This window comes from Caballeronia sp. J97 (assembly GCF_905220305.1).
Taxonomy (GTDB): domain Bacteria; phylum Pseudomonadota; class Gammaproteobacteria; order Burkholderiales; family Burkholderiaceae; genus Caballeronia.
Genome location: NZ_CAJMZL010000045.1, coordinates 38,869 through 45,068, shown reverse-complemented (window position 1 = coordinate 45,068; position 6,200 = coordinate 38,869). Strand labels below are relative to the sequence as shown.

The window sequence follows — 6,200 nt, the reverse complement described above, 5'->3', positions numbered from 1 at the left end:
ATGCGATGGCTGCTCGCGTCTTCATGTTCCCTCGTCATTCGTTCAGGTTGCGATCGCCCCGATGATCGGGCACGGCGGCGCGCATCGGCGCTCTTCATCCGCGTGCTGGCGAAATTGCAGTGCATGTTGGCCAGCAGTCGGTGTTACGCACATTCCGTCCCGCGCGAGTTAAGCTACTCACTCCACGCGCATCGGGATGACGTCATGAGTCGAACAGATGGAGTTGCGCAAAGCCGATGGCTCGCCGACGCGCGCGAGGAAATCGCCGCTGCGCTCCGAACGTCCGATGAAGCCTGGCTTCACGACATGAGCATACGCTGGGGCTGCCGGCTCGCGATGCTCGTCGCGGATTTCGGCGTGCGCGTGATGCTGCATGAAGAAGGCATTGTTATGAAGTTAGAGCCGCCGTCGGAGTTCAACGGCGCGCTCGTCGACTGCGACGACGGCAAGCCGTGTTCCCTCGCCCGCGCCGCCTCGATCAAGCTTGCGAAATTCGAGGAACTCGCGACCGCCGTTCTCGAAGCGAGTGCGCTCATTCAGGGCGACGCGCAATGCGACACCTGTCGCGAAACCATTCTCGCGTGGCGTCAAATGCTCGTCGCCGCGAACGAGTGGCCGAGAGAGGAAGCGGACGCGTATATCAGCCACGCCTGCCGGCCGATATTGAAGCAGTTCATGAATCTCGCGGCGTGCGCGACAAACGGGAATCAGTTCGAACTCGCGCGCGACGGCGATTACAAGGAAACGTGGCGCGAGTTCGAGCACTTCTGCTCGAACGAATACGCATTGCCCGCGACCGAATGGGGCCGCAAGTATCGGCACGAAGTCAGCATCGCCACGCGGCCCGCGGCCTGATCAACGGTGATCGAACGCCGGCGTGCGATTCTCGATGAACGTGCTCCTGCCTTCATGTGCATCCTCGCTCGCGAGGCGCGCTTGCAGTTTGCGCCGCTCGAAGCGGAGCCCTTTCGCCAGCGACGATTCATACGCGCGGTTCACAGACTCCCTGATCGCCCTCAACGCAGGCAGCGAATAGCCCGCGATGCGCGCGGCGAGCGCCTCGCCGCCCGCTCCCGGCATCACGCCGTTGCTTGATCTCGGGCAGTCCGAAAGTCGATGATGGCTGGCTTCTCCATCTTCACGCTCCTTCGCGCAACCACTCGCGCAGCTTGAACTTCTGCACCTTGCCCGCCGGTGTCGTCGGCAAGCTGTCGCGCACGACGAGGCGCTCGGGAACGTATTGCATCGCCACCTTGTGCGACTTCAGAAAGCCGGCGATGTCGGCCAGATCGAGCTGCTCGCCCGGCTTCATGACGACGACGGCACATGCACGCTCGCCGAGCCGCTCGTCCGGATACGCGACGAGCGCGGCCGCCGCGATCGACGGATGGCGATACAACAGCGCCTCGATCTCGACGACCGGAATGTTCTCGCCGCCGCGGATGATCACGTCCTTGCTCCGGCCGCTGATGCGGATATAGCCGCGCTCGTCGAGGCAGGCGAGATCGCCGGTGTCGAACCAGCCCTCCTCGTCGGTGGCGTTCAGATGCGCGCGATAAAGATAGCCGGCGAAGCCGGAGCACGAGCGCACCAGCAGGCGGCCGACGACGCCCGACGGCACCGGTGCATCGCAGGCATTGGCGATGCGCACCTCGACGCCGGGAAGCGGTGCGCCGTCGGTGCTGGAGGCGCGCTCGTCGTCGTCGTCGAGCCGCGTCAGCGTGACCGCGCCCATCTCCGTCATGCCCCACGCCGATACGATCTTCGCGCCGAGCGCCGTGCGCGCCTTCTCGACGAGCGGTCCGGGAATCGGCGCGCCCGCGCACAGAAACGTGCGCAACGTCGGCGCGGATTGCCCGCTCTGACTGAGCGCATCGGCGAGATCCGTCAGAAATACGGTCGATGCCATCGTGAAGCTCACGCGCTCGCTTCGTATCAGCGCGATCGCCGTCTGCGGCTGCCAGATGTCCTGCAGCACCGCGCTCGCGCCGAGCATGAGCGGCATCATCAGGCCGTACATGAAGCCCGTCTGATGCGCCATCGGCGAAGCCATCAGCACGACATCGTCCGGACCGAGGCGCATCGCGTCGGCATACGGGCGAATGTTCGACATCAGCGTGTTCGCCGTGTGCATCACGCCCTTGGGCTCGCCCGTGGTGCCGGACGTGTAGAGCAATTGCGTGACGTCGTCCGGGCCGGGACGATGACGCGTGAGGATCTCGCGCGCATCCGCTTCGCGCTCCCACGCGGGTTCGCTCAATCGCGCCTCGAAACTGTCGATGCCCTCTCCGCCGACCACCACGACATGTTCCAGCCGGGGCAAGCGCGCTTGCAGGCCCTTCGCCATCTGCTCGAAGTCGAAGCCGCGAAACATGCGCGGCACGATCAGCACCTTGCTCGCGGCATGTTCTAGCATGAAGCCGAGCTCGCGCTCGCGAAAGATATGCATGAGCGGATTCACCACCGCGCCGATGCGCGAGCACGCGAGATACGTCAGCGTGAATTCCCAACCGTTCGGCAACTGCATCGACACGACGTCGTTGCGTCCGACGCCGAGCCGCGCGAGACCGACGGCGATGCGATCGGCCATCGACGCCATCTCGCGATACGTGAAGCGCGTCGTCGTGCCGCTCTCCACCTGAAACGCCGTGAGCGCGAGCTTGTCGGGGCAGCGCGCAACGCACGCATCGAGATCGTCGTTGATGGTGCGGTCGTGCCAGTAGCCGCGCGCGATGCTCTCTTCGCGCCTCGGCGGAATCAGTACGGCGTCGAACTCCATGTGATGTCTGAGCTCCTCTGATGTGGGTCACGCGGGCACCGCGTCGCGCCCGGCGCGCGTACGGGCGATGATCGTTTTCATGATCTGCGCGGTGCCGTCGCCGATCTGGAAGCCGAGCACATCGCGCAGCCGCTGCTCCATCGGTCCGCGATCGTAGCCGCCGTGTCCGAACGACAGCAGGCATTGATGCACGACGTCATACGCGAGCTTCGGGCCCCACCATTTGCACATCGCGGCTTCGGCGGTGTGCGGTAAGCCTCGGTCCTTGAGCCACAGCGTTTGCAGGCACAGCAGACGCGCAGCTTCGACCTGCGTCTCGAAGTCCGCGAGCGGATGCGACACGCCCTGAAATGCCGACAGCGGCTTGCCGAAGGCCTCGCGTTGCGCGACATGGGCCCACGTCTCTTCGAGACTCACCTTCGCGACCGCGAGCACCTGCAAGCCGATCAGCGCGCGCGAAAAGTCGAATCCCTGCATCACCTGCACGAAGCCTTTGCCTTCGTCGCCGAGCCGATGATCGACCGGCACGCGCACGTTCTCGAAGAAGATCGAGCCGCGCCCGATCGCGCGCTGGCCGTGACAGTCGAAACGATTGCGCGTGATGCCCGGCAGATCCATCGGCACGAGCATTGCGGAGACGCCGCGCGCGCCATCCTCGACACGTCCGGTGCGCGCGAACACGACGGCCGCATCGGCCTGATCCGCCGCCGATATCGACGTCTTCTCGCCGTTGAGCACGTAGTGATCGCCGACGCGCTCCATGCGCAGCCGCAGATTCGCCGCGTCCGATCCGCCGCGCGGCTCGGTCAGCGCGATCGCGAGCAGCGCGCGCCCTTGCGTCAACCGTTCGAGCCAGGGCCGCGCGATCTCGGGCGCGGCGTGCTGCGCGAGAATCTGCCCGTTGAGCGATGCAAGCAGGTTGATATACGAAAGACTCAGATCCGCGCGCGCGATCTCTTCATGGATGACGCCCGCCGCGAGACAGCCCAGCCCCTGGCCGCCATAGCGCTCGGGCAGCTCGGGCGCGATGAAGCCCATCTGCCCCATTTCGAGCATGAGCTCGCGGTCGAGCGTGCGCGTCGTGTCGCGTGCCTCGAAGCCGGGCGCGACGCGTCCGAGTGCAAAACGTCGCGCATGTTCGCCGAGCGCGACGAGGTCTTCATCGAGATAGGGATTCATGGCATCGCTCCCGCTTACTTCGCATGACGCCGGAAATCCGGCTTGCGCTTCTCCTGGAATGCGCGCACGCCTTCACGCGATTCCTCGGTGTCGTAGTAGAGCTTCAGCGCGTACATGCCCATGCCCGCGATGCCTGCCTGATGGGCGGTGTCCATGTTGAACGAGCGCTTCGCGATCGCTATCGCGGTCGGGCTCTTGTCCATGATCTCGTCGCACCACTTCTGCACTTCGGCATCGAGTGCCTCGTGCGGAACCACTGCATTGACGAGGCCCATCGCGAGCGCCTCGGATGCGGGGTAGCGGCGGCACAGATACCAGATCTCGCGCGCCTTCTTCTCGCCGACCACGCGCGCGAGAAATGCGGTGCCGTAACCCGGATCGACCGATCCGACCTTCGGGCCGGCCTGCGCGAACACGGCCTTTTCCGATGCGATCGTGAAATCGCAGATCGTGCACAGCACGTTGCCGCCGCCGACCGCATAACCCTGCACGCGCGCGATCACGGGCTTGGGCACATCGCGGATGGCGTTGTGCAGCTCTTCCATCGGCAAGCCGATGGTGCCGCGTCCGTCGTATTGCCCTTCGTGCGCCGACTGATCCCCGCCGGTGCAGAACGCTTTCTCGCCCGCGCCCGCGAGCACGATCACGCCGATCTCGCGCGCATAGCCCGCGCGATTGATCGCGTGAATCAGTTCGTCGCAGGTGCGTCCGCGAAACGCGTTCATCTTCTCGGGACGATTGATCGTGATCCATGCCGCGCCGTTGCGCACTTCGTAGAGAATGTCTTCGTAGTTCATCGTGATGATTCCTCGTTCCCGTTCGGATTCAGCCGGCCATCGTCAGGCCGCCGGATACGCTCAGCACCTGGCCGGTGATGTAGCGCGCGTCGTCGCTCGCGAAGAAGACGATCGCGCCGGGCAGATCGTCGGGCTGGCCGATGCGGCCGAGCGGAATGGAGCGCTGGAACGCTTCGAGCAGCTTGTCGGGATTGCCCGCCCCTTCCTTGTATTCGGCGAAGAGCGCGGTATCGGTCGGACCGGGACAGACGACGTTCACCGTGATGCCATGGCGTGCATGCTCGCGCGCGATGGTCTTGGAAAACGACACGAGCCCGCCCTTGCAGGCGGCATAGACCGCTTCGCCCGACGAGCCGACGCGCGCCGCATCCGATGCGATATTCACGATGCGCCCCGACTTGCGCTCGACCATGCGCGGCAGCACCGCGTGATGCAGATGCAGCGCGCCCGTCAGATTGATCGCGATGAGCCGTTCCCACTGGCTCGGCTCCGTCTTCGTGAACGGCTTGAACACATCCCATCCCGCGTTGTTCACGAGTATGTCGATGGGACCGAGCTTCGCCTCGACCGATGCGATCGCCGCATCCACGTCCGCGCGATTCGCGATGTCGCAGCGAATGGCTTCGGCGATGCCATCGGCGCGGCGAATCTCGTCGCGCACTTTGTCGGCCGCGTCGAGCGACAGATCCAGCACCGCGACACGCGCGCCTTCCGCTGCGAAACGACGGCATGTCGCCCCGCCGATGCCACCGCCACCGCCCGTGACGATCACCGTCTTGCCTTGCAGTCTTTGCACAGTCTTCTCCGTGAGTAGTCAGCGTTACCATTGCGGCTATCGGACCGAATCGATCGCGCCGCTTAAATACGTCAACATATTGACGTATACTAGGAACACGTCGCGACGAAGACAAGAACGATGTGCTTAGGAGAATCCCTTGGTTTCCGCAAAATCAGGCAATACGGCGAAGCTCGAGCTCGCCAACCGGCTGTTCTTTCGCCTATACCAATGTGCCAATATGTTGCATAAAACGGGAAGCCGTGCGGTCGAAGCGGAAGGGCTGACGACGCAGCAATGGGCGGTGCTCGGCGCGCTTTCGCGGCCGGAAGCCGAATGCGGCATGAGCGTGGGAGATCTGGCGCGGTATCTGATGGTGAGCCGGCAGAACCTGTCGGGGCTCGTGAGCCGCATGGAGCGCGACGGCCACCTGAGCGCGAGCGCGGATGGCCGCGACCGCCGCTCGCGGCTCATCACGATGACTGCGCCGGGGCGTGAGCTATGGACGCGGCACGCAACGCCGAAGATCCACGGGTACTACGAGGAAGTGCTGAAGGACTTTTCCGTCGATGACGTGACGCACACGCTGCACTATCTGCTCAAGCTGCTCGACAACATGAAGAAGCTCGACGATGCAGCGCAATCCGGCGCGGATGATGAAGCATGACGC

At 64.5% G+C, this 6,200-nt stretch carries 7 protein-coding genes; 2 read left to right on the top strand and 5 right to left on the bottom strand.

Annotated elements, in window-relative coordinates:
- Window positions 1-204: 204 nt before the first annotated feature.
- Window positions 205-855 carry a hypothetical protein gene (locus tag U4Y90_RS33370; protein WP_321801127.1) on the top strand — a complete coding sequence of 217 codons (651 nt, stop codon included), beginning with the start codon at window positions 205-207 and terminating at the stop codon, window positions 853-855.
- Here U4Y90_RS33370 and U4Y90_RS33365 read toward each other — a convergent pair whose 3' ends face one another.
- From U4Y90_RS33365 to badH, 5 genes are read right to left on the bottom strand one after another with little or no spacing between them, the layout of a single operon-like run.
- Window positions 856-1,080 (bottom strand): hypothetical protein, encoded by a 225-nt coding sequence (locus U4Y90_RS33365; RefSeq protein ID WP_321801126.1) that lies wholly within the window; start codon window positions 1,078-1,080, stop codon window positions 856-858. It lies immediately after the preceding gene.
- Between the two features lie 58 nt (window positions 1,081-1,138).
- Window positions 1,139-2,779, bottom strand: coding sequence for a cyclohexanecarboxylate-CoA ligase (gene aliA, locus U4Y90_RS33360; protein WP_321801124.1), 1,641 nt, complete (start codon window positions 2,777-2,779; stop codon window positions 1,139-1,141).
- 27 nt (window positions 2,780-2,806) lie between these two features.
- A complete protein-coding gene (gene aliB, locus U4Y90_RS33355; protein WP_321801123.1) occupies window positions 2,807-3,958 on the bottom strand; it encodes a cyclohexanecarboxyl-CoA dehydrogenase in 1,152 nt (383 codons plus the stop codon).
- Window positions 3,959-3,972: 14 nt separating this feature from the next.
- On the bottom strand, window positions 3,973-4,755 hold the full coding sequence (badI, locus tag U4Y90_RS33350) for a 2-ketocyclohexanecarboxyl-CoA hydrolase (protein WP_321801121.1): 783 nt from the start codon (window positions 4,753-4,755) through the stop codon (window positions 3,973-3,975).
- Between the two features lie 28 nt (window positions 4,756-4,783).
- Window positions 4,784-5,551, bottom strand: coding sequence for a 2-hydroxycyclohexanecarboxyl-CoA dehydrogenase (badH, locus tag U4Y90_RS33345; RefSeq protein ID WP_321801119.1), 768 nt, complete (start codon window positions 5,549-5,551; stop codon window positions 4,784-4,786).
- Between the two features lie 139 nt (window positions 5,552-5,690).
- Between badH and U4Y90_RS33340 the strand changes: the two genes are divergently transcribed.
- Complete coding sequence (locus tag U4Y90_RS33340) at window positions 5,691-6,197, top strand: MarR family winged helix-turn-helix transcriptional regulator (protein WP_415749440.1); 507 nt, start codon at window positions 5,691-5,693, stop codon at window positions 6,195-6,197.
- Window positions 6,198-6,200: the final 3 nt, after the last annotated feature.

What these genes read in the sequence shown, in the direction of transcription:
- U4Y90_RS33370 (WP_321801127.1), top strand. Translation starts at nt 205, where the DNA reads ATGAGTCGAACAGATGGAGTTGCGCAAAGCCGATGGCTCGCCGACGCG.
- U4Y90_RS33365 (WP_321801126.1), bottom strand. Translation starts at nt 1,080, where the DNA reads ATGCCGGGAGCGGGCGGCGAGGCGCTCGCCGCGCGCATCGCGGGCTAT.
- aliA (WP_321801124.1), bottom strand. Translation starts at nt 2,779, where the DNA reads ATGGAGTTCGACGCCGTACTGATTCCGCCGAGGCGCGAAGAGAGCATC.
- aliB (WP_321801123.1), bottom strand. Translation starts at nt 3,958, where the DNA reads ATGAATCCCTATCTCGATGAAGACCTCGTCGCGCTCGGCGAACATGCG.
- badI (WP_321801121.1), bottom strand. Translation starts at nt 4,755, where the DNA reads ATGAACTACGAAGACATTCTCTACGAAGTGCGCAACGGCGCGGCATGG.